At 69.5% G+C, this 24325-nt stretch carries 25 protein-coding genes; 7 read left to right on the top strand and 18 right to left on the bottom strand.

Going from position 1 to position 24325, the window contains the following annotated elements; all coding sequences use genetic code 11:
* Positions 1–15: 15 nt before the first annotated feature.
* The 9 genes from gmk to pyrR all read right to left on the bottom strand — a co-directional run bounded on the left by gmk (position 16) and on the right by pyrR (position 10392).
* Positions 16–600 (bottom strand): guanylate kinase, encoded by a 585-nt coding sequence (gmk, locus tag NG1_RS21865; protein WP_062973597.1) that lies wholly within the window; start codon positions 598–600, stop codon positions 16–18.
* An 8-nt stretch (positions 601–608) separates the two neighbouring features.
* Entirely contained in the window at positions 609–929 is a 321-nt protein-coding gene (mihF, locus tag NG1_RS21860) for an integration host factor, actinobacterial type (RefSeq protein ID WP_028476708.1), read from the bottom strand.
* Positions 930–1497: 568 nt separating this feature from the next.
* Complete coding sequence (pyrF, locus tag NG1_RS21855; protein WP_062973706.1) at positions 1498–2322, bottom strand: orotidine-5'-phosphate decarboxylase; 825 nt, start codon at positions 2320–2322, stop codon at positions 1498–1500.
* A gap of 25 nt (positions 2323–2347) precedes the next feature.
* The gene (carB, locus tag NG1_RS21850) at positions 2348–5656 is read right to left on the bottom strand and encodes a carbamoyl-phosphate synthase large subunit (protein WP_062973595.1); all 3309 of its coding nucleotides are present in this window, start codon (positions 5654–5656) and stop codon (positions 2348–2350) included.
* On the bottom strand, positions 5656–6768 hold the full coding sequence (gene carA / locus NG1_RS21845) for a glutamine-hydrolyzing carbamoyl-phosphate synthase small subunit (protein WP_040867561.1): 1113 nt from the start codon (positions 6766–6768) through the stop codon (positions 5656–5658). The genes carB and carA overlap by 1 nt, the downstream gene beginning before the upstream one ends.
* Positions 6765–7286 carry a PH-like domain-containing protein gene (locus tag NG1_RS21840; RefSeq protein WP_062973593.1) on the bottom strand — a complete coding sequence of 174 codons (522 nt, stop codon included), beginning with the start codon at positions 7284–7286 and terminating at the stop codon, positions 6765–6767. Before NG1_RS21840 ends, carA begins: the two co-directional genes overlap by 4 nt.
* Entirely contained in the window at positions 7286–8614 is a 1329-nt protein-coding gene (locus tag NG1_RS21835) for a dihydroorotase (protein ID WP_062973592.1), read from the bottom strand. The genes NG1_RS21840 and NG1_RS21835 overlap by 1 nt, the downstream gene beginning before the upstream one ends.
* A 145-nt stretch (positions 8615–8759) precedes the next feature.
* Positions 8760–9719 carry an aspartate carbamoyltransferase catalytic subunit gene (locus NG1_RS21830; RefSeq protein WP_062973704.1) on the bottom strand — a complete coding sequence of 320 codons (960 nt, stop codon included), beginning with the start codon at positions 9717–9719 and terminating at the stop codon, positions 8760–8762.
* Between the two features lie 40 nt (positions 9720–9759).
* Positions 9760–10392: a bifunctional pyr operon transcriptional regulator/uracil phosphoribosyltransferase PyrR gene (gene pyrR, locus NG1_RS21825; protein WP_040867564.1), complete on the bottom strand. Its 633-nt coding sequence runs from the start codon at positions 10390–10392 to the stop codon at positions 9760–9762.
* Between the two features lie 350 nt (positions 10393–10742).
* On the opposite strand from pyrR, the gene NG1_RS21820 reads away from it, so the two are divergent.
* Entirely contained in the window at positions 10743–11369 is a 627-nt protein-coding gene (locus NG1_RS21820) for an alpha-ketoglutarate-dependent dioxygenase AlkB (RefSeq protein ID WP_062973590.1), read from the top strand.
* A gap of 59 nt (positions 11370–11428) precedes the next feature.
* Positions 11429–12142 carry an HD domain-containing protein gene (locus NG1_RS21815; protein WP_062973589.1) on the top strand — a complete coding sequence of 238 codons (714 nt, stop codon included), beginning with the start codon at positions 11429–11431 and terminating at the stop codon, positions 12140–12142.
* 186 nt (positions 12143–12328) lie between these two features.
* On the opposite strand, the gene NG1_RS21810 is transcribed toward NG1_RS21815, so the two are convergent.
* Positions 12329–12904 carry a TetR/AcrR family transcriptional regulator gene (locus NG1_RS21810; RefSeq protein WP_062973587.1) on the bottom strand — a complete coding sequence of 192 codons (576 nt, stop codon included), beginning with the start codon at positions 12902–12904 and terminating at the stop codon, positions 12329–12331.
* Between the two features lie 84 nt (positions 12905–12988).
* Between NG1_RS21810 and NG1_RS21805 the strand changes: the two genes are divergently transcribed.
* Both NG1_RS21805 and NG1_RS21800 read left to right on the top strand, forming a co-directional pair.
* Entirely contained in the window at positions 12989–13972 is a 984-nt protein-coding gene (locus NG1_RS21805) for a quinone oxidoreductase family protein (protein ID WP_062973702.1), read from the top strand.
* Between the two features lie 42 nt (positions 13973–14014).
* Positions 14015–15181: a serpin family protein gene (locus NG1_RS21800; protein ID WP_062973700.1), complete on the top strand. Its 1167-nt coding sequence runs from the start codon at positions 14015–14017 to the stop codon at positions 15179–15181.
* 16 nt (positions 15182–15197) lie between these two features.
* Here the strand turns inward: NG1_RS21800 and NG1_RS21795 are convergent, their stop codons facing one another.
* From NG1_RS21795 to NG1_RS21780, 4 genes are all read right to left on the bottom strand, one after another.
* Positions 15198–16424, bottom strand: coding sequence for an FAD-dependent oxidoreductase (locus NG1_RS21795; RefSeq protein ID WP_062973585.1), 1227 nt, complete (start codon positions 16422–16424; stop codon positions 15198–15200).
* A 116-nt stretch (positions 16425–16540) separates the two neighbouring features.
* Entirely contained in the window at positions 16541–17074 is a 534-nt protein-coding gene (locus tag NG1_RS21790; protein ID WP_062973583.1) for a DUF4334 domain-containing protein, read from the bottom strand.
* A 101-nt stretch (positions 17075–17175) separates the two neighbouring features.
* Entirely contained in the window at positions 17176–17682 is a 507-nt protein-coding gene (locus tag NG1_RS21785; protein WP_062973581.1) for a DMT family transporter, read from the bottom strand.
* A 62-nt stretch (positions 17683–17744) separates the two neighbouring features.
* A complete protein-coding gene (locus NG1_RS21780) occupies positions 17745–18233 on the bottom strand; it encodes a DMT family transporter (protein WP_157114169.1) in 489 nt (162 codons plus the stop codon).
* Positions 18234–18456: 223 nt separating this feature from the next.
* Here NG1_RS21780 and NG1_RS21775 point away from each other — a divergent pair, with 223 nt between their 5' ends.
* Entirely contained in the window at positions 18457–19719 is a 1263-nt protein-coding gene (locus NG1_RS21775; protein WP_084499091.1) for an ArsB/NhaD family transporter, read from the top strand.
* 258 nt (positions 19720–19977) lie between these two features.
* Here NG1_RS21775 and NG1_RS21770 read toward each other — a convergent pair whose 3' ends face one another.
* The 4 genes from NG1_RS21770 to NG1_RS21755 are packed head-to-tail and all read right to left on the bottom strand — an operon-like array spanning position 19978 to position 22521.
* Complete coding sequence (locus NG1_RS21770; RefSeq protein WP_040867575.1) at positions 19978–20241, bottom strand: YciI family protein; 264 nt, start codon at positions 20239–20241, stop codon at positions 19978–19980.
* The gene (nusB, locus tag NG1_RS21765; RefSeq protein WP_040867601.1) at positions 20238–20747 is read right to left on the bottom strand and encodes a transcription antitermination factor NusB; all 510 of its coding nucleotides are present in this window, start codon (positions 20745–20747) and stop codon (positions 20238–20240) included. The genes NG1_RS21770 and nusB overlap by 4 nt, the downstream gene beginning before the upstream one ends.
* A 34-nt stretch (positions 20748–20781) precedes the next feature.
* Positions 20782–21345, bottom strand: a complete 564-nt coding sequence (efp, locus tag NG1_RS21760) for an elongation factor P (protein ID WP_040867576.1) — start codon at positions 21343–21345, stop codon at positions 20782–20784.
* 48 nt (positions 21346–21393) lie between these two features.
* On the bottom strand, positions 21394–22521 hold the full coding sequence (locus NG1_RS21755; RefSeq protein ID WP_210750726.1) for a M24 family metallopeptidase: 1128 nt from the start codon (positions 22519–22521) through the stop codon (positions 21394–21396).
* A 223-nt stretch (positions 22522–22744) separates the two neighbouring features.
* Between NG1_RS21755 and NG1_RS21750 the strand changes: the two genes are divergently transcribed.
* Both NG1_RS21750 and NG1_RS21745 read left to right on the top strand, forming a co-directional pair.
* Positions 22745–23218, top strand: coding sequence for a prepilin peptidase (locus NG1_RS21750; RefSeq protein WP_062973575.1), 474 nt, complete (start codon positions 22745–22747; stop codon positions 23216–23218).
* A gap of 245 nt (positions 23219–23463) precedes the next feature.
* Positions 23464–24312, top strand: coding sequence for a universal stress protein (locus NG1_RS21745; protein ID WP_168434200.1), 849 nt, complete (start codon positions 23464–23466; stop codon positions 24310–24312).
* Positions 24313–24325: the final 13 nt, after the last annotated feature.

Genomic DNA, 24325 nt, shown 5'->3' with positions numbered 1-24325 from the left:
CTGGTGTTTGGGAGGTCACGAACTCGAATTTGTGCTAACGAACAACGATACCAACTGCTCACAGGCGCTGGTCACCTCGTCGTTCACGATAACGATGTCGAACTCGTCACAGGCGGCCAGCTCGATCCTGGCCGTCTCCAGGCGGCGCTCGATCACCTCGGGCGACTCGGTGCCCCGCGAGGTCAGCCGCGCCACCAGTTCGTCCCAGCTCGGCGGGGCCAGGAAGACCAGGATCGCTTCCGGGATGGCCCGGCGCACCGACCGCGCGCCCTCGAGATCCACTTCGACCAGGACCGGAAGGCCCTCCGCCAGAGCGGCGCGCACCGGCCCGGCGGGGGTGCCCGACCGCTGCAACCCGCCGTGGATGTCAGCCCACTCGAGCAGCTCGTCCGCCTCGATCATCGCGTCGAACTCCGCACGGGAGACGAAGCGGTAATCGAGGCCGTCGACCTCCCCGGGCCGCGGGGCCCGGGTCGTTGCCGACACGCTGAAGACCAGGTCGGGCAGTCGTTCGCGGACACAGCGGACCACGGTGGACTTGCCCACGGCCGAGGGGCCGACCAGTACTACCAGTCGACCCTTCCGCGTGTGTTCGATCACCCTCGTCGTCAGGCGTCGAAGTCGAACCGGGCGAGCAGCGCCTTACGCTGCCGGTCGCCGAGTCCGCGCAGCCGCCGGGTGGGGGCGATCTCCAGCTCGCTCATGATTTCCGCCGCCTTGACCTTGCCCACCTTCGGCAGGGCCTCCAGCAGCGCCGACACCTTCATCTTGCCGAGGATCTCATCGGTCTCGGCATCGGTGAGGACCTGCTTCAGGTTGGTGCCGCCACGCTTCAAGCGCTCCTTGAGCTCCGCCCGAGCGCGGCGAGCGGCAGCCGCCTTCTCCAAAGCAGCGGCGCGCTGCTCGTCAGTCAGCTGGGGAAGGGCCACGGTTCCTCCGTCTCATCGTTCATTGCATCAACTCCTGCCGGTAACCCAGCAGTCTCAGCGACCGTACCCACGACGTCCGCCGATTGCGAACCCACCCCCCAGGTCAGCGCATGATTCCGGATACCGACGACACCAGGGGGGTGCGTCGCCCGACCCGCCCGCGCCACCGCGCGGAGCGCGCTGCGGGATTCGCGAAACACGCCGCCAGCAGGGCGTTTTCGGCAAACCGAGGGGTTTGCGGGAGGGTTGCGGTAGCGCAGCGCATCGTTCCAGCAACCCCTCACGCGCCCTACCAGGAACTTTCTCGAAATTTCCCGCGTGTCGCGAGTTCTTCCCGCGTGTCGGGCGTCACATCAGAGACATTCGGCCCGCTCGGCACGGCATCCGGTGCCGGTTCGCGGCCCTGTACGCCGGTCCAGCAGGCAGGCGCCCAGCCGAGCACCGATGAGCGCCGAAATCGGCGCAGGAGAGCGCACAGGCACCGGCAAGGCCGCGTGTGTGAGTACAGCTGCACGCGCACGCGCCCCGGAAAGACCGAAGGCCGGCGCGGGTGCGCCGGCCTTCGTGGTCATTTCTGCAGAAACGCGAACGCGTCCTGGAGCTCGTGCACCCTGGCACGCAGTGCCGGGACGTCGGGTCCCGCTCGCAGCAGCTCGCGCGAGACGTTCGGGAGGACGGCCCCGAGCATCGGCTCGGGGACCAGCTCGCGGATCGTGTCCGGGCCGCCGCCCTGAGCGCCCACACCGGGCATCAGAATCGGACCGTTGAGCGCGGACAGGTCCGGCGCCTCCCGCAGCGTGGCGCCGACCACTACGCCCACCGAACCGAACTCGCTGCCCGCGTTGCGGGCCGCGGCCTCGTCCACCATCGTCTGCGCGACCGCGCGGCCGTCCGCCCCGACCGCCCGCTGCACCTGCGCTCCCTCGGGATTCGACGTCGCCGCGAGCACGAAGACGCCGCGGCCGTTGGCCTCGGCGAGGGTCAGCGCGGGCGCCAGCGAACCGAATCCGAGGAACGGCGAGACCGTCACCGCGTCGGACGCGAGCGGACCGTCGGCCAGCCAGGTCCGCGCATAGGCGTCCATGGTGGACCCGATGTCGCCGCGCTTGGCGTCGGCGAGCACCAACGTGCCCGAGGCGCGCAACACCTCGATGGCACGCTCCAGCACCGCGATACCGCCGGAGCCGTAGGCCTCGAAGAACGCGACCTGCGGCTTGACCAGCGCGACCAGACCGTCGAAGGCCTCGACACAGATCTCGGCGAAGCGCTCGAGGCCCTCGACGTCCTCGGGGAGGTCCCAGGACCGCAGCAGTTGCGGATGCGGGTCGATCCCGACGCAGACGGGCCCGAAGTCCCGCATCGCGTGCCGCAAGCGCTCGCCGAAGGTCTTCATCTCGCCCACTCCGTCCGGTCGCGGCTCACCCACGCAGCACCGAGTGCAGTTCCTGCAGGGACCGCACACCGATGCCGCCGTTGATGCTGGCCTCGATGCCCTGCACCGCGGCTGCCGCACCCTGCACGGTGGTGATGCACGGGATGTTCACCCCGACCGCCGCGCTGCGGATCTCGTAGCCGTCCACGCGGGGCCCGGAGTTGCCGTAGGGCGTGTTGAACACCATGTCGACCTCACCGTCGCGGATCTGCTCCACGATCGTAGGCTGGTCGTCCGGACCCACCTCGGAGTGCTTGCGCACCTGCTCGCACGGAATTCCGTTGCGGCGCAGCATCTCCGCGGTGCCCTCGGTGGCGAGGATGCGGAAACCGAGATCGTGCAGGCGCTTCACCGGGAACACCATCGCGCGCTTGTCCCGGTTGGCGATCGAGACGAACACGGTGCCCTCGGTGGGCAGCGATCCATAAGCGGCGGTCTGGCTCTTGGCGAAGGCGGTGCCGAAATCGGCGTCGATGCCCATCACCTCGCCGGTGGACTTCATCTCCGGCGACAGCAGCGAATCCACGCCGCTGCCGTCGGCGCGCCGGAAGCGATGGAACGGCAGCACGGCCTCCTTGACCGCGACCGGAGCGTCCAGCGCGACGTGCCCGCCGTCGCCCTCGCTCGGCAGCATGCCCTCCTTGCGGAGTTCGGCGATGGTGGCGCCGAGCATGATCCGTGCGGCGGCCTTGGCCAGCGGCACCGCGGTCGCCTTGGACACGAACGGGACGGTCCGGCTCGCCCGCGGGTTGGCCTCCAGGACGTAGAGCACGTCGTCCTTGAGCGCGTACTGCACGTTGAGCAGGCCGCGGACGCCGATGCCCTTGGCCAGCGCGATCGTGGAGCGGCGCACCGCCTCGATGTCGCTGCGGCCCAGCGTGATCGGGGGAAGCGCGCAGGCGGAGTCGCCGGAGTGGATGCCCGCCTCCTCGATGTGTTCCATCACACCGCCGAGGTAGACCTCCTCGCCGTCGCACAGCGCGTCGACGTCGATCTCGATCGCGTCCTCCAGGAAGCGGTCGACCAGCACCGGGTGCTCCGGGCTGAGCGCGGTCGCGCGAGAGATGTAGCCCTCCAGGGACTTCTCGTCGTACACGATCTCCATGCCGCGGCCGCCGAGCACGTAGGACGGGCGCACCAGCACCGGGTATCCGATCTCCGCGGCGATCTTGCTGGCCTGCGTGAACGTGGTGGCGGTGCCGTACTTCGGCGCGGGCAGCCCGGCCGCGACCAGCACGTCGCCGAACTCGCCGCGGTCCTCGGCCAGGTCGATGGCCGCCGCGCTGGTGCCGACCACCGGCACGCCCGCCTCGGTGAGGCGCTGCGCCAGTCCGAGCGGCGTCTGCCCGCCCAACTGCACGATGACGCCCGCGACGGTGCCCGACTCGCACTCGGCGTGGTAGATCTCGAGCACGTCCTCGAAGGTCAGCGGCTCGAAGTAGAGACGATCGGCGGTGTCGTAGTCGGTGGAGACGGTCTCGGGGTTGCAGTTGACCATCACCGTCTCGTAGCCGGCCTGCGACAGGGTCTGCGCCGCGTGCACGCACGAGTAGTCGAACTCGATGCCCTGGCCGATCCGGTTCGGTCCGGAACCGAGGATGATCACCTTCTCGCGCTCGGGCTGCGGCGCCACCTCGGATTCGGCGGCGGGATCGAGTTCGTAGGCCGAGTAGTGATACGGCGTCTTGGCCTCGAACTCGGCGGCGCAGGTGTCGACGGTCTTGAAGACCGGACGGACACCGAGCCGGTGCCGCAGAGCGCGCACGCCGGTCTCCCCCGCCAGCTCGGGCCGCAGCGCGGCCAGCTGACGATCGGACAGGCCGTAGTGCTTGGCCCGGCGCAGCAGCGGCTCGTCCAGCACGGGCGCGTCGAGGATCTCCGTGCGCAGCTCGACCAAGCCCGCCACTTCCGCGACGAACCACGGGTCGATGCCCGAGGCTGCGGCGACGTCCTCGATGCTCGCGCCCAGGCGCAGCGCCCGCTCGACCTGGTAGATGCGCCCCTCGGTGGGCGTGCGCAGATCCTCCAAAATCGCCTCGACGTCGGTCCACGCGCCGTCGTCCTGGGTCCAGAAGCCCGCGGCCTTGGTCTCCAGCGAACGCAGCACCTTGCCCAGCGACTCGGCGAAGTTGCGGCCCAGCGACATCGCCTCGCCGACGGACTTCATCGTGGTGGTCAGCGTTCCGTCGGCGCCGGGGAACTTCTCGAACGCGAACCGCGGCGCCTTGACGACCACGTAGTCGAGGGTCGGCTCGAAACAGGCCGGCGTCTCTTTGGTGATGTCGTTGACGATCTCGTCGAGCGTGTACCCGATGGCCAGTTTGGCGGCGATCTTCGCGATCGGGAAGCCCGTCGCCTTCGACGCCAGCGCGGACGAGCGCGAGACGCGCGGGTTCATCTCGATGACGATCAGGCGGCCGTCGCTCGGGTTCACCGCGAACTGGATGTTGCAGCCGCCGGTGTCCACGCCGACCTCGCGCAGGATCGCGATGCCGAGATCACGCAGCTTCTGGTACTCGCGGTCGGTGAGCGTCATCGCGGGGGCGACGGTCATCGAGTCGCCGGTGTGCACGCCCATCGGGTCGACGTTCTCGATCGAGCAGACCACCACGACGTTGTCGCGGCCGTCGCGCATCAGCTCGAGCTCGTATTCCTTCCAGCCGAGAATGGACTCCTCGATGAGGACGTTCGCGGTGGGCGAGGCGGCCAGGCCGCCGCCCGCGATGCGATCGAGGTCCGCCTCGTTGTAGGCCATGCCCGACCCGAGGCCGCCCATGGTGAACGACGGGCGCACCACCACCGGGTAGCCGAGTTCGGCGACCGTCTCGCGGGCCTCGTCCATGGTGAAGCAGACCCGTGAGCGGGCGCTCTCGCCGCCCACCTTCGCCACGATGTCCTTGAACTTCTGCCGGTCCTCACCGCGCTGGATGGCGTCGAAGTCGGCGCCGATCAGCTCCACGCCGTACTTCTCCAACACCCCGCGCTCGTGCAGTGCGACCGCGGTGTTCAGCGCGGTCTGGCCGCCAAGGGTGGCCAGGATGGCGTCGGGGCGCTCCTTCTCGATGACCTTTTCCACGAACTCCGGTGTGATCGGCTCCACGTAGGTGGCGTCGGCGAACTCCGGGTCGGTCATGATCGTCGCCGGGTTCGAGTTGACCAGCGACACCCGCAGGCCCTCGGCCCGCAGCACCCGGCACGCTTGCGTGCCGGAGTAGTCGAATTCGCACGCCTGGCCGATGACGATCGGGCCAGAACCGATCACCAGGATGTGCTCGAGATCCTCGCGGCGAGGCATCAGGCTCCTTCCATGAGACCGGCGAAACGGTCGAACAGATATGCGGCGTCGTGGGGTCCGGCGGCGGCCTCCGGGTGGTACTGCACGGAGAAGGCGCGGCCGTCGACCAGCCGGACGCCTTCGACCGTGCCGTCGTTGGCGCAGACGTGACTCACCTCGGCCGTGCCGAAGGGCGTGTCGAACCGCTCGCCCCGCTCACCCTCCAGCGCGAACCCGTGGTTCTGCGCCGTGATCGAGATCCGGCCGGTCTCGTGCTCCACCACCGGGATGTTGATGCCGCGGTGACCGAACTTCATCTTGTAGGTGCCCCGGCCGAGCGCGCGGCCGAGGATCTGGTTGCCGAAGCAGATGCCGAACAGCGGCAGGCCCGCGCCCAGCACGCCGCGGGTCAGCTCGACCGCGGTGTCGGCGGTGGCCGGGTCGCCCGGACCGTTGGACAGGAAGACCCCGTCCGGCTTCAGTTCGAGGATCTGATCCAGCGTGGTGGACGAGGACACCACGTGCACCCGCATGCCGCGCTGCGCGAACATGCGCGGGGTATTGGTCTTGATCCCGAGGTCGACCGCGACGACCGTGCGACGGTGCTCGCCGTCGGGCTCGATCGTGTAGAGCGCGTCGGTGGTCACCTCGCCCGCGAGGTCGGCGCCCAGCATGGATGGCTGCCCGGTCACCCGGGCCACCAGCTCGTCGGGGGCGGCGAGCGCGTCACCGGAGAAGATGCCCGCCTTCATCGAACCGCGGGTGCGCAGGTGCCGCACCAGCGCCCGGGTGTCGATGCCCGCGATGCCGACGATCCGCTGCCGCTCCAGTTCGTCCGGCAGCGTCGTGGTGGCGCGCCAGTTGGACGCGCGCCGCGCGGGGTCGCGCACCGCGTACCCGGCGACCCAGATCTTGGTGGACTCGTCGTCCTCGTCGTTCCAGCCGGTGTTGCCGATCTGCGGTGCGGTGGCCACCACGATCTGCCGGTGGTAGGACGGGTCGGTGAGGGTCTCCTGGTACCCGGTCATCGCGGTGCAGAACACCGCCTCACCGAGCGTCTGGCCCACGGCGCCGTAGGCCCGGCCGCGAAACACCCGGCCGTCCTCCAGCACGAATGCCGCTTCTCCTGTCATCCCTCGTCATCTCCCGTCATCGTCCCGCTCTGATCCGCCGTAGGAAGCCGGCGCCAAGCCGGGTAGACCGACTTGTCGTCGCCGCGGAAACCCGTATCGATCTCGGTTCCGGTCGGCAGCTTCCAGCGAATGACCAGCACACCATCTTCCGTCATCACTTTGCCCGCGTGGCCGCGTTCGGTGCGCACCGCCGTGATGGATTCCTGCGGAATCCAGATCACCGTCGCGCCGTCGCGCTCGAGCAGAATCCCCCGTTCGAACCGCGTGAGTTCCGCGGTGGCCCGGAAACCCAGGTCGCCCACCGTGATCCGGTCCTGCCAGCTGGGCGCGATCGTGCTGCCCAGGTACAGGCCGGTAGTCGGCTCCAGCACCTGCGCGCCGAGCTCGGCGGGCACGGCGGGCAGCGCGCCGATGCGCTCCGCCTGACGTGCCGCGCGGTTGCGCCACCCCCGGTACATCAGCCAGAGGCAGACCGCGAACAGGATCAGCAGCCCGGCGACCCAGAGCGTTCTCTCCACTACGAACCTCCTCGAAGAGCTGCGCCCAGCGCCTTGCCGTCGCGGGCGGTGACCCGGCCGCGCAGCAGCGTCGCCGTCACCCGCGCCGGGAAGGTCATCGCCTCGAACGGCGTGTTGTTCGAGATGCTGGCCAGTTCCTTCCCGCGCACCGTCCAGCTCGCCTTCGGGTCGACCAGCGTCAAGTTCGCCGGCTCACCGACCTCGAGCGGCCTGCCGTGCTCGTCCAGACCCACGATCGCGGCCGGGCGCTCGCTCATCACGCGGGCGACGCCGCGCCAGTCCAGCAGCCCCGGCTCGACCATGGTCTGCACGATGATCGACAGCGCCGTCTCCAGTCCCAGCATGCCGGGCCGGGCAGCGGCGAACTCGCAGCACTTGTCCTGCTCGGCGTGCGGAGCGTGGTCGGTGGCGACGCAGTCGATGATGCCCTCGGCCAGCGCCTGCCGCAGCGCGGCGGCGTCGGACGCCTCGCGCAGCGGCGGGTTGACCTTGTTGACCGCGTCGTAGGTCTCCAGCCGGGAGTCGTCCAGCAGCAGGTGGTGCGGGGTGACCTCGGCGGTGATGGAGATGCCCTGGGACTTCGCCCACCGCACCAGTTCCACGGTGCCCGCGGTGGAGGCGTGGCAGATGTGCACTCGGGCGCCGGCGTCCCGTGCCAGCAGGGCGTCGCGCGCGACGATGGACTCCTCCGCGGCGCGCGGCCAGCCCGCCAACCCGAGCCGGGCCGCGGTCGGTCCCTCGTGCGCGATGGCGCCCTGGGTGAGCCTCGGCTCCTCCGCGTGCTGGGCGATCAGCACCCCGAGCGAATTCGCGTACTCCAGGGCGCGACGCATGATCAGCGGGTCGTAGACACAATGGCCGTCGTCGGAGAACATGCGCACCGCGCCGACGCCCGCGGCCATCGTCCCCATCTCGGCGAGCTGCTTGCCCTCCAAGCCGACGGTGACCGCGCCGACCGGATACACATCGACCAGGCCCACCTCCCGGCCGCGCCGCCATACGTGGTCGGTCACGACCACCGAGTCGGCGACCGGAGCGGTATTGGCCATCGCGAACACCGCGGTGTAGCCGCCGAGCGCGGCGGCGGCGGATCCGGATTCGATGGTCTCCGTGTCCTCGCGGCCCGGTTCACGCAGATGGGTGTGCAGATCGACGAAGCCGGGCAGCAGAACCTGCCCCCGCGCGTCGATGATCTCGGCGTCGACCGCGTCCAGATCGGTGCCGATCCGGCGGATCTCCCCATCGGCGACGAGCACGTCGACCGGTTCGCCTTCGCCGTACAGCAGCGCACCCTTGATCAAGACAGCGGTGTCGTTGTTTCCGCTCATGCTGCGTCCTCTCCGGCATGAGCGGGGCCCTGCGTGGTCACGCTGCGCTGCCTCCTCCGGGCCTGACCGCTCATGCTGTGTTTGTCGTCGGCATGAGCGGGGCCCTGCGTGGTCACGCTGCGCTGCCTCCTCCGAGCCTGACCGCTCATGCCAGTACCTCCTGTGTCCCGACGAGCAGGCGGAACAAGACCGCCATCCGCAGGTGCACGCCGTTGGTGACCTGTTGCAGCACCGCGGCTTTCGGCGAGTCCGCGACCGAGGACGCGATCTCCATGCCGCGCAGCATCGGTCCGGGGTGCAGCACGACGGCGTGGTCCTCCAGCAGGGCCAGCCTGCGTTCGGACAACCCGTAGGTGATCGAGTACTCGCGCGCCGACGGGAAGAACCCGCCGTTCATCCGCTCGGCCTGCACGCGCAGCATCAGCACCGCGTCGGCGCCGATCAGTTCGGCGTCCAAATGGTGCGAGACGCGGGCGGGCCAGCTCTCCACGCCGACCGGAAGCAGCGTGCGCGGGGCGACCAGCACGACCTCCGCGCCGAGCGTGGCCAGCAGGAAGACGTTGGACCGCGCGACCCGGCTGTGCAGGATGTCGCCGACGATGACGACCCGCTTGCCCTCGATATCGCCCAGCCGCTGCCGCAGCGTCAACGCGTCCAGCAGGGCCTGGGTCGGGTGCTCGTGTGTTCCGTCACCCGCGTTGACGACCGCCGGGCCGGAGGCGCGTCCTGCCGAGACCGCCCACTCGTCCATCCAGCGGGCGATCTGGTGGGCGGCGCCGGACGCCGGGTGTCGCACGATCAACGCGTCGGCGCCCGCGGCGTGCAAGGTCAGCGCGGTGTCGCGCAAAGACTCACCCTTGGCGACCGAGGAACTGCTCGCGCTGACGTTGATCACGTCCGCGCTCATCCACTTGCCCGCCACCTCGAACGAGACCCGGGTCCGGGTGGAGTTCTCGAAGAAGACCGTCATCACGGTGCGCCCGCGCAGCGTGGGCAGTTTGTGCACCTCGCGGCCGAGCAGGGCCTGTTCGAACCGCTCGGCCTCGTCGAGCAGTTCGGTCGCGGCGGCGCGATCCAGCGCGGCGACCGACAGCAGATGCCTCACGCGCATGCCTCCTGCCGCGAGCCGGCGTGGGGCAGTTCCATCACGCCTCCTCCTGGTGCAGGTAGACGCCGTCGCGGCCGTCGTGCTCGGACAGCAGGACCGAGATGTCCTCGGACCGGCTGGTCGGTACGTTCTTGCCCACGTAATCGGCGCGGATCGGCAGTTCCCGGTGACCGCGGTCGATCAGCACCGCCAGCTGCACCGCGCGCGGGCGGCCCAGGTCGCGCAGACCGTCGAGCGCGGAGCGGACGGTGCGACCGGAGAACAGGACGTCGTCGACCAGAACCACCAGCGCGTCCTCGATGCCTCCTTCCGGAACAGAGGTGCGTTCCAGCGGCCGGTGCGGACGGCTGCGCAGATCGTCGCGGTAGAGGGTGATGTCCAGCGAGCCCAGAGCCGGACGGACGCCGGAGAATTCCTCGATTTTCTCGGTGAGCCGCGCCGCCAGGGTGGTTCCCCTGGTGGGGATGCCGATCAGCACCAGCCGCGGCGCGTCCGGCTCACCCGCGTCCAGCGCGGTCTTCTCGATGATCTGATGCGCGATGCGCGCGACGGTCCGCCCGACATCCGAAGCCGACAACAGCTCTCGCCCCGCCGCCACCCACTCCGGGGTATGTCGCTGCGATGTCTCGGCAGCGCCGGACTTGGCGGCCCGCTCTTCGGGCACGGCCATGCCGACCTCCTTCCCCGCCTCACCGGACGGTCCGTTAAAGGATGTCTTACGGCAAGCAGCGTATCAGCGCCGTCAGCCCCGCTTTCACCAGGCATATCACGGTGTGAGCGGGGCCACTGACCGCCGCAGGCGACGCGGTCGCGGCTACCGACGGCCGCGAGAAGCAGTCCGAGATCCCGGCCGCCCAGACCCGCCGGGCGACCGAGCGGCGCCACCGGATCGTCCCAGGCCCGGCAAGTGTTCCGCCATCCGGACCCGGCGAGCTACGGGCGAGATCCGCAACACGACGCTCCGCAACCGTGGCTGAAAACCGCTAGCACATATGTTCGATCAGCGGTACGCTCGGCCGCATGTCCACACCGCTGCAGGGATCGCTGCTCGACGGATTCGGCGACACCGAATTCGCGCCGCTGCGCGATATCCGCCGTACCGTGCTCGACCACGGGGCCTGGGTGGACCTGCTGCCCGGATGGCTCTCGGGCGCGGACGCGCTGTTCGACCGGCTCGTCGACCGGGTGCCGTGGAGAGCCGAGCGCAGGCCGATGTACGACCGCGTGGTAGACGTGCCCCGGCTGCTGCGGTTCTATTCCGAGCACGAACCGCTGCCGGACCCGGCATTGGCCGACGCCCGCACGGCATTGAGCGAGCACTACCGGCACGAACTCGGCGAGCCGTTCCGCACCGCGGGCCTGTGCTACTACCGGGACGGACGCGACAGCGTCGCCTGGCACGGCGACGACATCGGCCGCGGGGCCACACACGACACCATGGTCGCGATCGTGTCGATCGGGGCGCCGCGGGCGCTGCTGCTGCGGCCGCGCGGCGGCGGCGCGAGCATCAAATACGCTGTCGGCCACGGCGATCTACTCGTGATGGGCGGCTCGTGCCAGCGCACCTGGGAACATGCGGTGCCGAAGACACGCAAACCCACCGGTCCGCGGATCAGCATTCAGTACCGCCCACGCGGCGTCCGTTGAGCGGGCCCCGGGCGCTCCGTCGCCCGTCACGTGTCGCCATGTCCGGTTAGCCTGGCAACATGAGCAATCCAGGGGCGGGGGTCTTGGCCGTGATGCCGCTGCACACGATCAGCGAGGTCTACGGCGAAGCCGGGCTGCGGGAACGACTACTACTGGAAATCGCCGAACTTCCGGACACGCAGCGCCTGGCCGCGGCGCTCGATCTCGCGGCCGACCTGCACCGTGACGACCGGTACGGCCGCGAGCCGTACCTCAGTCACCTACTGCGCGTGACGATTCGGATCATCAGCCACTACGAGGTCCGGGATCCCGATGTGGTCGCGGCGGGGCTGTTGCACGACTCGGTCGAGGACCACGCCGCCGAACTGGCCGCCGATCGCCCCGGCCCGGCCGTCGACGCCGCGCTGGACGCCCTCACCGATCGGTTCGGTGCGCGAGTGGCCGATCTCGTCGCCGCGGTGACCAATCCCGAACCGGATCCTGCGCGCGACCGGCAGGCGCAGTACCGCGAACACGTCGCGGCCAACCTGGACCGGGACCCCTGGGCCCGCGTCATCAAACTCTCCGATTTCACCGACAACGGCGTCGGCATCCTCTACGCCACCGGTCCCGCGATGACGAAGCTCGCCGCCAAATACCGCCCGCTCACCGACGTCTATCGCGACCTGGTCACCCGCCCGGACACACCGCTGGCCGACCACGTCCGGCAGCACATCCTCGACCAGCTCGACCGCGCGGACGAACGCTTCGAGGCCATCCTGTCGCGGGACTGATCGCCGCATAGCCCCGGACCGGAAGACATTGCGGCACCACGGAATCGAACATAGGGCATCCCGAGAACGGCCTTTGCGACCCGAACCCGTACCGTTCCGGCGCGGACGAACTCTTGTCGTCGCGCCGACTCGGTCCTCGGCCGCCGCCCCGGGCACACGGGGCGATCAACGCGGAGGGTTGAGCGGTCAGGGCGTGCGCAGCACCGACTCGACCAACTCCCGCACCGCCGCCAGCAACCGATCGGCCTCACCGGCCCGGACCATGGCAGGCACCAACTCGGCGCTCAACGCGCCGAGCAGCAGCCGCCCGACCACTTCCGCGTCCAGGTCCGGACGCGCTTCGCGCAGCAACGTGGTGACGTGGTTGTCCCAGAACGCGTGGAACTCGGCGGTCCGCGGATGCGGCGGCTCGGTGCGATAGGCGACCATCAGCTCGGAATTGTCGATCACCAGCCGCGCCATCGCGTCGAAGTAGGCGATCAAGCGGGCATCGGCGGGCGCACCGGGACCCAGCGGCGGTGGGCCGTTGGTGATCGCGTCCATGAGCGTGAGCGCGCTCTCGGCGACCATCTCGTGCAAGAGCCCGGCGCGGTTGCCGAAGCGATGGAAGATGGTGCCCTTGCCCACTCCGGCGGCCGCCGCGACACGGTCCATGGTGATCGCCTCGGCTCCGTGCTCCGCGAGCAGCGCGCTGGTGGCCTCCAGGATCGCCCGTCGATTACGCGCCGCGTCCGCCCGTTCTCTCGGCCGTCCGTCGCCCATCGCACCCGCCTTCTAGACAAGTTGACCAGCGGTCCATATGATCGAGTAATCAATTGGACCGTCAGTCAACTTATGGAGTTCGTGATGCAGGCAATCGTAATGACGGCAGTAGGAGACCCCGACGTGCTGGTCGCCGAGGAGGTCCCCGCGCCGCGACCGGCCGAGGACGAGGTGGTGATCCGAGCCGAGGCGATACCGGTGCTGTTCCCGGAGACAAAGCTGCGCTCCGGCGAGTTCCCGCTCGCCGCGCCACCGCCGCTGATCTTCGGTTTCCAGGCCGCGGGAATCGTCACGGAGGTCGGCGCCCGAGTCGATTCCGCGCTGCTCGGACGGCGAGTCGTAGTGGCGACCAGAGGTTTCGGTGCCTACGCCGAATTCGTGGCCGCGCCCGCTGATTCCGTGGCGCCCATTCCGGACGGCCTGTCCTTCGTCGATGCCGCCGCGGTGCTGATGAACGGATCGGTGGCGATTCCACTGCTGGAGACCGCCGCGCTGACGGGCGTCGAGACCGTCCTGATCGAGGCGGCCGCCACGGGCGTCGGCAGCGCCCTGACCCAACTGGCCGGAGAATTCGGGGCGGCTCGCGTCATCGGCACCGCGGGCAGTCCCGAGAAAGCGGCCCGGGCGCGCGAGCTGGGCGCCGACGAAGTGATCGACCACAACGATCCCGCGTGGACCACCCGGTTGCGTGAAACGCTCGGCGGCGCAACGGTGGACGTGGTGTTCGATTCGATCGGCGGTGCGAGCGCTTCCGGCCTCCTCGATCTCATGACTCCGCTGCGCGGACGGATGCTGGGCTACGGCTGGCTGTCCGGCGCACCCGCGCAGGTGTCGGCGACCGACCTGATCATGCGCGGGTTGACCTTCACCGGCTGCGCGGGGCCGGACTGGCTGAACCGAGTCGCGCGGGCGCGCGCAGCCGTGCTGGCCCGCGCGGCGGCGGGTGGGCTCGATCCGCTGGTCGAGACGGTCCTGCCGCTCGGCCAGGCGAGTCACGCGCATCGGCTGCTGGAGAACCGGGCTCCGCTGGGCAAAATCGTGTTGCGTCCGGAAGCCGCCACGTCCTGAGAGCGGCGCGAAGCCCGCGCCGCCGTGGCTAGGGTGGGTGCCGTGCGGACTTCTCTGGAATCCCATGTCGGCGCCGCCAACGCCCTCACGGCACGCTGGTGCGCGGCGGCGGGCGAGCGAGACTTCGTGGTGTCCGGCGCGGGCGTCTGGCCGCTGCTGGCCTTGCTCGCCTCCGCGGCGGACGGTCCGGCACGGGACGAACTGTCGACGGCGATCGGCGTACCCGCGGCGAACGCCCGGGAAGAAGCGCTCCGGTTGCTGCACGACCTCCAGCGCGCGGACGCGGTGTCGGCGGCACTGGGCGTGTGGGTGCGCCATGATCTTCCGCTGCACGAAGCCTGGTCGCAGGCGCTGCCCGAGGGAGTTCTCGCCCGGCTGGCCGGCCGGTCCGAGCTCGACAGCTGGGCGGCCCGGCATACCGACGGGCTCATCGAGCGGTTCCCCCTCTCGGTCGATCCCGGCACGCTGCTGGTGCTCGCCACCGCGCTGGTCGCGAAGACCCGGTGGCAGGTGCCCTTCGAGGTCGCGACGCTGACCCCGAAAGACGGTCCGTGGCAGGGGCATCGCGGCCCCGGGTTGTCCCGCGCGAGCACAGACCTGGCGAACGCCGCGATTTTGGACGCGCCGGAGCCGGTCACGCGCGTCGTCGTCGAAGGTGTGGCCGACCTCGACGTCCACCTGCTGCTCGGCACGGGCCGATCCGGGACCGTGCTCGGAACCGGCCTGGCGGCGCTGGCCGGCGCCGTGCCGGTCCGCTCCGACCTGCCGGTCGGCACCGAGGGGCCGGGCCTCGCCGTGCGCACCGAGCAGGTGCCGACCGGCACCGGTCAACTGCGAATCCGGCTGCCGCCCTTCGAGGTCCGATCCACCCATGACCTGCTCACCGCGTCCGGCTTGTTCGGCCTGACCGCCGCGGCAGACTGCACCCAGGGCCATTTCCCGGCGATCTCGCCTTTCCCGCTCTGCGTCGGTCGAGGAGCGCAGGAGGTCCTCGCCCGGTTCAGCCATGAAGGCTTCGAGGCCGCCGCCGTGACGTCCTTCGCGTTACGCGCGGCAGCGGCGGCGCTGCGACACCACCACGCACCCGTCGTCTCGGTGAACTTCGACCGTCCCTTCGGCTTCCTCGCCGTACACCGCCCGACCGGTCTCGCAGCCGTCGCGGGCTGGATCGCGACCCCGCCCGCCTCATCCCCCGACGTTCCGGCCTGAGCGCCCGCCCGGACCGCTACCGCCGGGCGAAGTGCGGAGCGTGCTCCGGCAAGACGCCGCGAGCGAGCAAGTACGGTGGCACGCTGCGGATCACGGGGACGCGGCGCAGGATCCGGACCGGCAGCGGTGCGCGGGTAGCGCTCGCGATGTCGATTCGCCCGTCCAGGGCCGGAGCGATCGCGATGGTGTGCAGGAGCCGCTGTATGCCCTGCGTCACGACGGTCGGGAATCTGCGCCGTCGCTGCACCTTCGCCAGATCCCTGATCCGCAGCGCGCCCGAGAGCAGCGGCGGGGCGAGGATTCTCGCCGCGGCGACGGAGTCCTGAACAGCCAGGTTGATGCCGACGCCACCGGCGGGTGACATGGCGTGGGCGGCGTCGCCGAGGCAGAGCAGGCCGTGGGTGTACCACTGGGTCAGCCGGTCGAGTTTCACTTCCAGCAGCTTGACCTCGTCCCAGCCGGACAAGGCGTCGACCCGGTCGTGGAGCCAGGGCGCGGCCTCGGCCAGGCCGCGCATGATGTCCTGGACCGGTCCGCGGCGGGCGGATTCGTCAGCGCCCTTGGCGATCAACGTCGCGCACTGCCAGTAGTCGCCGCGGTCGAGCAGAACCGCCACCCGCCGGGCGCTGACGATCGGCAGCGCGCCGGCGGGGTCGATCTCGGTGCGCGGCAAGCGGAACCACCAGACGTCCATCGGCGTCGACCAAGTGCGTGCCGACAACCCCGCGGCCGACCGCAGCAGGGAGCCGCGGCCGTCGCAGGCCACGGTGAGGTCGGCTTCGATCGAGCCGGTCGCACCGTCGGCGGTGCGGTAGACGACGCCACCGACCCGTCCGTCGATCCAGACCAGGTCGGTGGCCTCGGTATTCATCCGCAGGCGGAAGGTGGGCTCGGCCGCCGCGGCACGCGCGAGCAGATCCAGCAGATCCCATTGCGGCACCATGGCGACGTATTTGTGCTTGCCCGGCAGGTTCTTCAGCGTCGCGAGGGTCTGTAGGCCGCCCGCGATCGGCAACTGCACCTGATCCACCTTGCGCGCGGGAAGTTTCGCGAATTCGGCGCCGAGACCCAGTTCGTCGAGCAGATCGAGGGTGGTGGGATGCACGGTGTCGCCGCGGAAGTCACGGAGGAAATCCGTGTGCTTCTCCAGCACCGTGACCTCGACACCGGCCCTGGCCAGCAGCAGCCCGAGGAACATTCCGGCCGGTCCCCCGCCGACCACCAGGCATGTCGTGCGTTCCATCGACTGTGCCTCCTCGGTCGCCGCATCCCGCAAGGTCTCGCCTGTCGCGCAAATCCTAGTGCGGTGGGGGCGGCACCGGATCCGGATCGGCTGCGGCCGACCGGATCCGCGGCCGCCTAGCCGATGTCCCTGCGCAGGACGAAGAAGTACGGTTCGGCCATACCGCGCAAATCCATCACGCCGAGCAGGGTGTGCTCGTCGGCGCGGCGGAAGTGATCGATGATCGGCAGGTGGTCGTAGACCATCGCGGCACTCGTCACGCCGCGGTATTCGACCGCACGCAGACGCGCGGTGGGTTTGCGCGTACGCAGCGCGGGAGCGAGGGCAGGCAGCAGTTTGCGCAGGGCGCGCACGCCGGACAGCGGCACCCGCCCGGCCAGGCCGAGCGGGACGCGGCGCGGATCGATCGGGAAAACTTCGCCGCCCGAGGTGAACAGCAGCGGATGCACGCGATCGGGGCCGTCGAACTGCTTGCCGTACCAGCCCGAAGCCACCAGCACACCATCCATCGGATGGCCCGTGTGCAGTTCCTCTCCCCGCCACCGCCCCGTCGTGATCTCCTCGACCGGCGCCGCGGGGAGGCGGTCGAACAGTGCCCACGCCTCCTGCGTGGTGCGGACGTCCGTCACGGTCAGCTCGTTCGTGGCCATGTCTCCTACTTCCCTCGGCGAGGCAACGTTGCGAGAGATACCCTATCGGTCTCTCAGAACGCAACAGACCAGTAGGTCCTGGGCGTGCCTCGCCCGCGTGGTCAGTAAGTCGCCATGAGATAGATCCCGGCGATGATCATGACACAGGCGACGATGCGCTTGGAGTTCACCGCTCGCCGCGGGAAACCCATCAGCCCGAAGTGATCGATCGCGAGGGCACCGAACATCTGCCCCGCGATGATCAGGGCATTGAAGGTGCCCGCGCCCACATCGGAAGCCACCGAGATCATCGCCAGGATCGCGGCGCCGCCGAGGAGACCTCCGAACGGCGCCCACCGGGGCATGCTTCGGATGTCGAGCCGCGTCGGCCATGGCCGACGGGAGGAAACCAGCAGCGCCACGGTGAGAAAGATCGCGAAGCCGGTGAATGCCACGGCGTAGGAGATCACGCCGCACAGCCAGACATTCTTCAGTGCGAGCTTGAGGGAGTTCTGACATCCGGCTTCCACGGAGCGCAGCGCACCTCCGACCAGGATGAATGCGAAGATGAATGCCATCGTGGCGCGGGGCAGGGCGGCACGGGTCTTTTCGGCGGTCTGAACCGTCATCGAGGATCCTCGGAGGGCGCGAAGGTTGGATGGTTGGACCGGCAGCGGTGCGTGTTCTCGGGTCAGGTGACGCTGACCCTGGGCTCGCCGGCCGCGGGCTCGTCGGCCATCAGGTAGATCGCGAGCGTGATCAGCCCGCATGCCAGCAGACGGGGCAGACTGGCGGATCGCTCGTCGAATCCCATCAGTCCGAAGTGGTCCATGATCACGGCGACCACCATCTCGCCGACGATCACCAGCGCGCTGAACGTCGCCACACCGACGTATCGGGCGACGGCGATCATTCCCATCACGGCCGCGCCGCCCAGCAAGCCGCCGAACGGCGCCCACCACGGCATGTTCCGCAGGTCGTCGAGCGTCGGCCACGGCGACTTCGACGACAGTGCGAGGAAAATCGAGAAGCCGGTAAGTGCTACGGCGTAGGAGATCACGGCGCAGAGCCACATGTTCTTCATATGGTCCATCAACGTGTTCTGACAGCCCGCTTCGGCCGACCGTAGGCTGCCTCCGACCAAGATGAACAGAAAGACCAGTCCGATGGCGATGCTCATGGGCAACACATCCTTGATTCGGCGGCGGACGAGAACCGGAGTCGGCTCGGACACCACACCCCGGGCCCCCAAAACGGCCTGAATGTGTTCGAGCCGACATCCGGGCCGACCTGTGACTTGAATAACGTACCATCGGATAACGGCACGTTCAACGGGTAATGCGTGGGGTGTCGACTACACAAGCCGCCCCGGCCGAAAGGGGCGCGAACGAAGGGCTGCGATCATGGCACTCGTGCCCGACCTGGTCGATTCCTCTTCACGCAACTCGCCCTCCGCCCCGGCCACGCCGGCATCGAAGCCGCGGCTGAGCGTCCTGGACCGGGTCCGGCTCGGCTTGCTGGGGGCAGGTCTGCTGTGTGTGCTCACCGGTCTCCTGCCCCGCGCCGAAGCCGTCGCGAACATGCGCCGCGTCGGCCCGTTGCTGCTGTTCCTCGCCAGCGTGATCGTGCTGGCCGAACTGACCAGGCAGGCCAAGGTCTTCGACGTCATCGCCCATCGGCTCGCGATCCTCGGTCGCGGTCACTATCCCGCACTGTTCGGACTCTGTGTCCTGTTCGCCTCCGCCACGACCATCGTGCTGAATCTCGACACCACGGCAGTGCTGATCGCCCCGGTCATGCTGGCCCTCGCCGCGCCCGCCCGCATTCCGCCGCTTCCGCTGGCCATGACCACGCTCTGGCTGGCCAACACCGCGAGTCTGCTGTTGCCGGTCTCCAATCTCACCAATCTGCTCGCCGCCGATCGCGTGGCACTGACCGCGACCGGCTTCGCGGCGAAGATGTGGGCGCCGCAACTGGTTTCGATCGCGGCGACGATGGTGTGCCTGTGGCTGTGGTATTGGCGGCGAGGACGACGGGACGCCGATCGATATGTACCGCCCGAGCCGATTCGCCCCGCGAACTTCCGGGAGCGCTCACTGCTGCTGGCCACCGCGGGCGCCTGTTCGCTGTTCGTCATCGCGATCCCCCTCGTCGGCGACCGGATCGGTATCGCCGCGACGCTCGCCGCGCTCATCGCCGTGGCGGCATTCGCCGTCTTCGACCGCGCCGCCCTGCGGCTCTCGCTCATCCCGTGGCGGCTGCTGGTCTTCGTAGTCGGCCTGTTCCTGGTGGTGCCCACCCTGAGCCGGTTCGGCCTCGCCGACGCGATGCACGCCTTGATCGGGACCGATTCCGGTGCGTCCGGCGCGTTCCGGGCCGCCGCGGCAGGCGCCGGCCTCTCCAACATCGCGAACAACCTACCGGCCTACACCGCGGGCGAGGCGGTGATTCCCCGGCAGAACGGCGATCAGCTTCTAGGGCTGTTGATCGGTACCAATATCGGCTCGATCGTCACGCCGTGGGCCTCGCTCGCGACGCTGCTGTGCTTGGAGTTCTGCCGCATGCACGATGTGCGCGTTCCGATGAAGCGATTCGTCCTGACCGGCCTCGTCCTCGCGGTGACCGCCACCGCCGGCGCGGTCGCGGCGCTGTTGATCACGGGTTAGCCCGCCGAGACAGCGGTCGCCGATCAGTGCCTGCGACGCCCGCTTGACCTCGAGTGCGGTCGAGGTACGAGGATCGGTCGTGCTCCCGCTGGTCATCCGTACACCCACCAGCGGGAGTTCCATCTTCGAGACCGGGTCGAGGCGCTGGGCGGCGTCGGAACGACCGCAATGAAAACGGGCATCGCCTTCGGCTTCGGGCGGTGAGCGGAGCTGGACCTGCGACCGCCTATACCGGGACCGAAACGAGGATGCGGCGCCTCAGTTCGGTGTGGTGATTTCCCACTCGTAGACGGTCAGTTCCGAGGCGCCGGTGGTGTGCACGGGATCGGTGAACGCTATTTCACGTGCGGCGTCGAGATTCTCGGCGAGAATCACGTACGCGCCACCGGTGCCGTCGGTGAAGCGGCCGCTCTCCTGCAACTGCCCACGGTCGTGCAGCGACCGCAGGAACTGCCGGTGCGGCTCGGTCACGGCGGCGTCGAAGCGCGGGGTACGCATCACCAGGACGAGGTACTTGTTCACGGCTCGGGCTCCGGGCGCGGCGCCCTTGTCGCGGCCGCCGCGGCGCGCACCTGCGGCGCCACCAGGACGACCTGCCCGAGCACGCCGTTGAGGAAGGACGGGGAATCGTCGGTGGACAGCTCCTTGGCCAGCTCCACCGCCTCGTCCACGGCGACGACCGGCGGGACGTCGCTCGCGTGGAACAGTTCCCAGACCGCGATGCGCAGGATCGCGCGGTCCACGGCAGGCAGACGCGCGAGAGTCCAGTCCTGCAGGTACGACTCGATGGTGCCGTCCACCCGGTCGAGGTCGTCGGCTACGCCACCGACCAAGGTGCGGGTGTAGGGGTGCACCGGCGCGACCGACTGGTCGCGGGTGGCGAGTTCGGCGCGCTCGTCGAGCAGGTCGGCGGCGTCGACGTCTCTGGCCTCCGCCTCGAACAGCAGGTCGACCGCCCGGCGGCGGGCCTTGTGCCGTGCGCCGAGCTTCTTGTACGCGGACTTCTTGTCCACGGGCTGTTCAGCCACGGTCACATCATCCCGGATTCGCAGGCCCGGGCGCTCAGGCGTTGACCCGGCCGAGGTAACTGCCGTCGCGCGAGTCGATGCGCAGCTTGTCGCCCGTGTTGATGAACAGCGGGACCTGCACCTCGGCGCCGGTCTCCAGGGTGGCGGGCTTGGTGCCGCCGGTGGAGCGGTCACCTTGCAGGCCGATGTCGGTGTGCTGGACCACGAGCTCGATCGAGACCGGGAGCTCGACATACAGCGGCGCGCCCTCGTGCATCGCGACCTGGACGTTCATGTTCTCCAGCAGGAAGCGGGCGCCGTCGCCGATGGTGGCCTCGGAGATGGAGATCTGGTCGAAGGTCTCACCGTCCATGAAGACGTAGTCCGAGCCGTCGTGGTAGAGGTAGGTCATGTCGCGGCGGTCGACGGTGGCGGTCTCCACCTTCACACCGGCGTTGAAGGTCTTGTCGACGACCTTGCCGGACACGACGTTCTTCAGCTTGGTCCGCACGAACGCGGGGCCCTTGCCCGGCTTGACGTGCTGGAACTCGATGATCTGCTGGAGCTGACCGTCGATCTTCAGCACAAGGCCGTTCTTGAAGTCGCTGGTGTCCGCCACTGTCTTCGGATCTCCTCGTTCTACCGCTTGGTCTCGGGCAGACCGGCGTCAGGCGACGACGGTCAGGTCTTTGCTGGTGTGGGTGAGCAGCTCAGGGCCCCCTTCGCGCACCACGAGCGTGTCCTCGATTCGGACCCCGCCGCGGCCGGGAAAGTACACACCTGGTTCGACGGTCACCGCCACGCCAGACAGAAGTGTACCGGTTCCGGTTTTCGCGATTCCGGGCGCTTCGTGGATCTGCAGACCGACCCCGTGGCCGAGTCCGTGCACGAACAACTTCCCGTGCCCGGCGGCCTCGATCACTGCCCGCGACGCCGCGTCCACGTCGGCCACCGGAATCCCCGGCCGCAGCGCCTCGCACCCGGCCCGCTGCGCCGCGGCGACCAGCGCGTACACCTCGCGCTGCCAGTCGCTCGGCGTGCCGAGCACGAAAGTACGGGTCATGTCGGAGTGATAGCCGCCGACCACCGCCCCGAAGTCCAGCTTGACGAAATCACCCGCCGTCAGCACGGCATCGGTCGGACGATGGTGTGGGACAGCCGAGTTCGGGCCGGTGGCCACGATGGTCTCGAACGACACCGCTTCCGCGCCGTGCTCGAACATGGCCCATTCCAGATCCCGCGCCACCTGGCGCTCGGTGCGACCGGGCCGCAATCCGCCCCGCTCCAGCAGCGCGGCCAGACCGGCGTCGCCCGCCGCGCACGCCGCGCGCAACTGCTCCACTTCGTAGGCGTCCTTCACCATGCGCAACTGCTCCACCAGTCCGGGCGAGGCGACGAACTGCAGGCCGGTGCGCTGTTCGAGGAAACCGCGATGCTGCTCGACCGTGACGACATGGCTTTCGAAGCCCACCCGGCCGACCTGCCACTCCCCCGCCAATTGCACGATCCGCCGGGAGGTGGCCCGCGCGATCTCCGCCCGCAGGTCGGGAACCTGCTCGGCGACCTGGGTCCGGTACCGGCCGTCGGTGCCGATCACCGTGCGTTCCTCGGCGGTGCGCGTGTCCCAGGAGTGCACGAGCAACGCCGCGTTGGAGCCGGTGAACCCCGTCAGATATCTGATGTTCACCAGATCGGTGACCAGCAGGGCGTCCACCCCGTTCTCCACCAGCAGGCTGCGCAGCGCGCCACGCCGCGCCGCGTAGTCCGGCACATGACCCTGGTGATCTGCACACATACCTCAAAACTACCGCCGAGGCACCGCACGCCGACAGTCAACACGTGCTCGCCCGCCGTCCGCCGCGTTCGCCGCGTGAGGGCTTTCGCGAAAACCGCTGGCAGGCAATGTTTCTCACGATCTATGACGACTGCTGAACAACGACCTCTTCACATCCGACCATGTTGTGCACATTCCGGATCGGCCCAGCGTTCCCGCGCCTGTGCCGGGTGAAGGTGGAGGCATGACCCTTCTCGCATGCGCCGTCCTCACCGTGTGGTGCGCGGTTCTGACAGTGTTCGACATGCGCGAACGCCGCCTACCGAACGGACTGACCGGTACGGGCGCGCTGATCGTCCTCGGATACGCCGTGCTCACAGGGCAATTCACCACGGCACTGCTGGGCGCACTACTGCTGTCCACGCCGTACCTGCTGGTACATCTCGCCGCACCCGCCGCGCTGGGTGCCGGCGACGTCAAGCTCGCGGTGATGCTGGGCGGGGCTGCCGCACTCGGCGGTGCGCGGCCGTGGATGTGGGCGACACTCGGAGCACCGGTGCTCACCGCGTGTGCCGCGCTCGGCGCATCGGCCTGCCGGAGCGTACTCACCTCTCGTGCCGCCGGGCCGGGCAACCGCGCGGTCACCGTGCCACACGGTCCCGCGATGTGCCTGGCGACTTTGCTGGCCTTGCTGTCGTCGGCCCTGGATTCGACCTGAGTTCGTCCGCCACTGGCGTCGGCGCGTCGCCACACCACACAGCCCGCTATCACGAAGCCAGCAAATACACCGCAATTCATCGGTAGCATCAGTCGCGGGCAACGACTTTCCGAGCAGCCACCGCGGCGGCATTCGTGGGGGCCGGCAGTTCGGCGAGTCGCCCGGTCTGAGTCGCCAGGACAGCGGAAGCGGCGTCGGGAAGGAGCCACCCAGTGCATCCGAGGCATTCGTCGCGGAGACCGATCGTGGTGGGGACCGACGGTTCGGACCCATCGATCGTCGCGGTCCGCTGGGCGGCGCAGACCGCCGCGCTGCACGACGCGCCCCTGCACATCGCGCTGGTCGTCGAGGCGCCGCTCGCCTCCGACGACGATGATCCGCCACGCCCGGCGGCATTGCTGCGGGTGCGTGAAGCGGACGAGGCGATCGAGCGCGCCGCGAACGCCGCGGTAGCGGCCGCGCGTACCGTGCGCGACATCGCCATCGGCACCGAGATCCGCACCGCGCACATCGCCACCGCCCTGATCGAGCGTTCTCGCAGCGCGGCGATGCTCGTGGTCGGCACCCGCGGTATCGGCCGCGTCCAGCGAGTCCTGCTCGGCTCGGTCAGCACCGCCGTGGCCCGGGACGCCGATTGCCCCGTGGCAGTGGTGCCTGCCGAAACGCCGCTGTTGGACCGGGCCGGCACCGGGCCGGTGATCGTCGGGGTGGACGGCTCCGCCGCCGAGCAAGCCGCCATCGAGGTCGCGGCCACCGAAGCCTCGCTGCGCGGGGTCGAACTGGTGGCCGTGCACACCTGGGGCGAGGTCGAGCCGCTCGGCGCGATCGGCACCGACTGGACCGCGCTGCGCCGGACCGAGGAAGCGTTGCTCGCCACGAGCCTGGCCGGTTGGCAGGAGCAGTACCCGGAGCTCACCATCCGGCGCGAGGTCGTCCGCGACCGGCCGGAGCGGCAGTTGCTCGAACGCTCCCGCGACGGGCAACTGCTGGTGGTGGGCAACCGGGGCCGCGGAGCCCTGGGACGGCTGCTGTTCGGTTCGGTGGGTGACGCGCTGCTGCGCTCGGTGGATCGCCCCATCGTCATAGCCCGCTGAGGCGTCGGCGGGT

This window comes from Nocardia gamkensis NBRC 108242 (genome assembly GCF_001612985.1).
In the GTDB taxonomy this organism is placed as follows: Bacteria; Actinomycetota; Actinomycetes; order Mycobacteriales; family Mycobacteriaceae; genus Nocardia; species Nocardia gamkensis.
The sequence above is the reverse complement of the archived record's forward strand: the minus strand, read 5'-3'. Positions and strand labels throughout refer to the sequence as shown.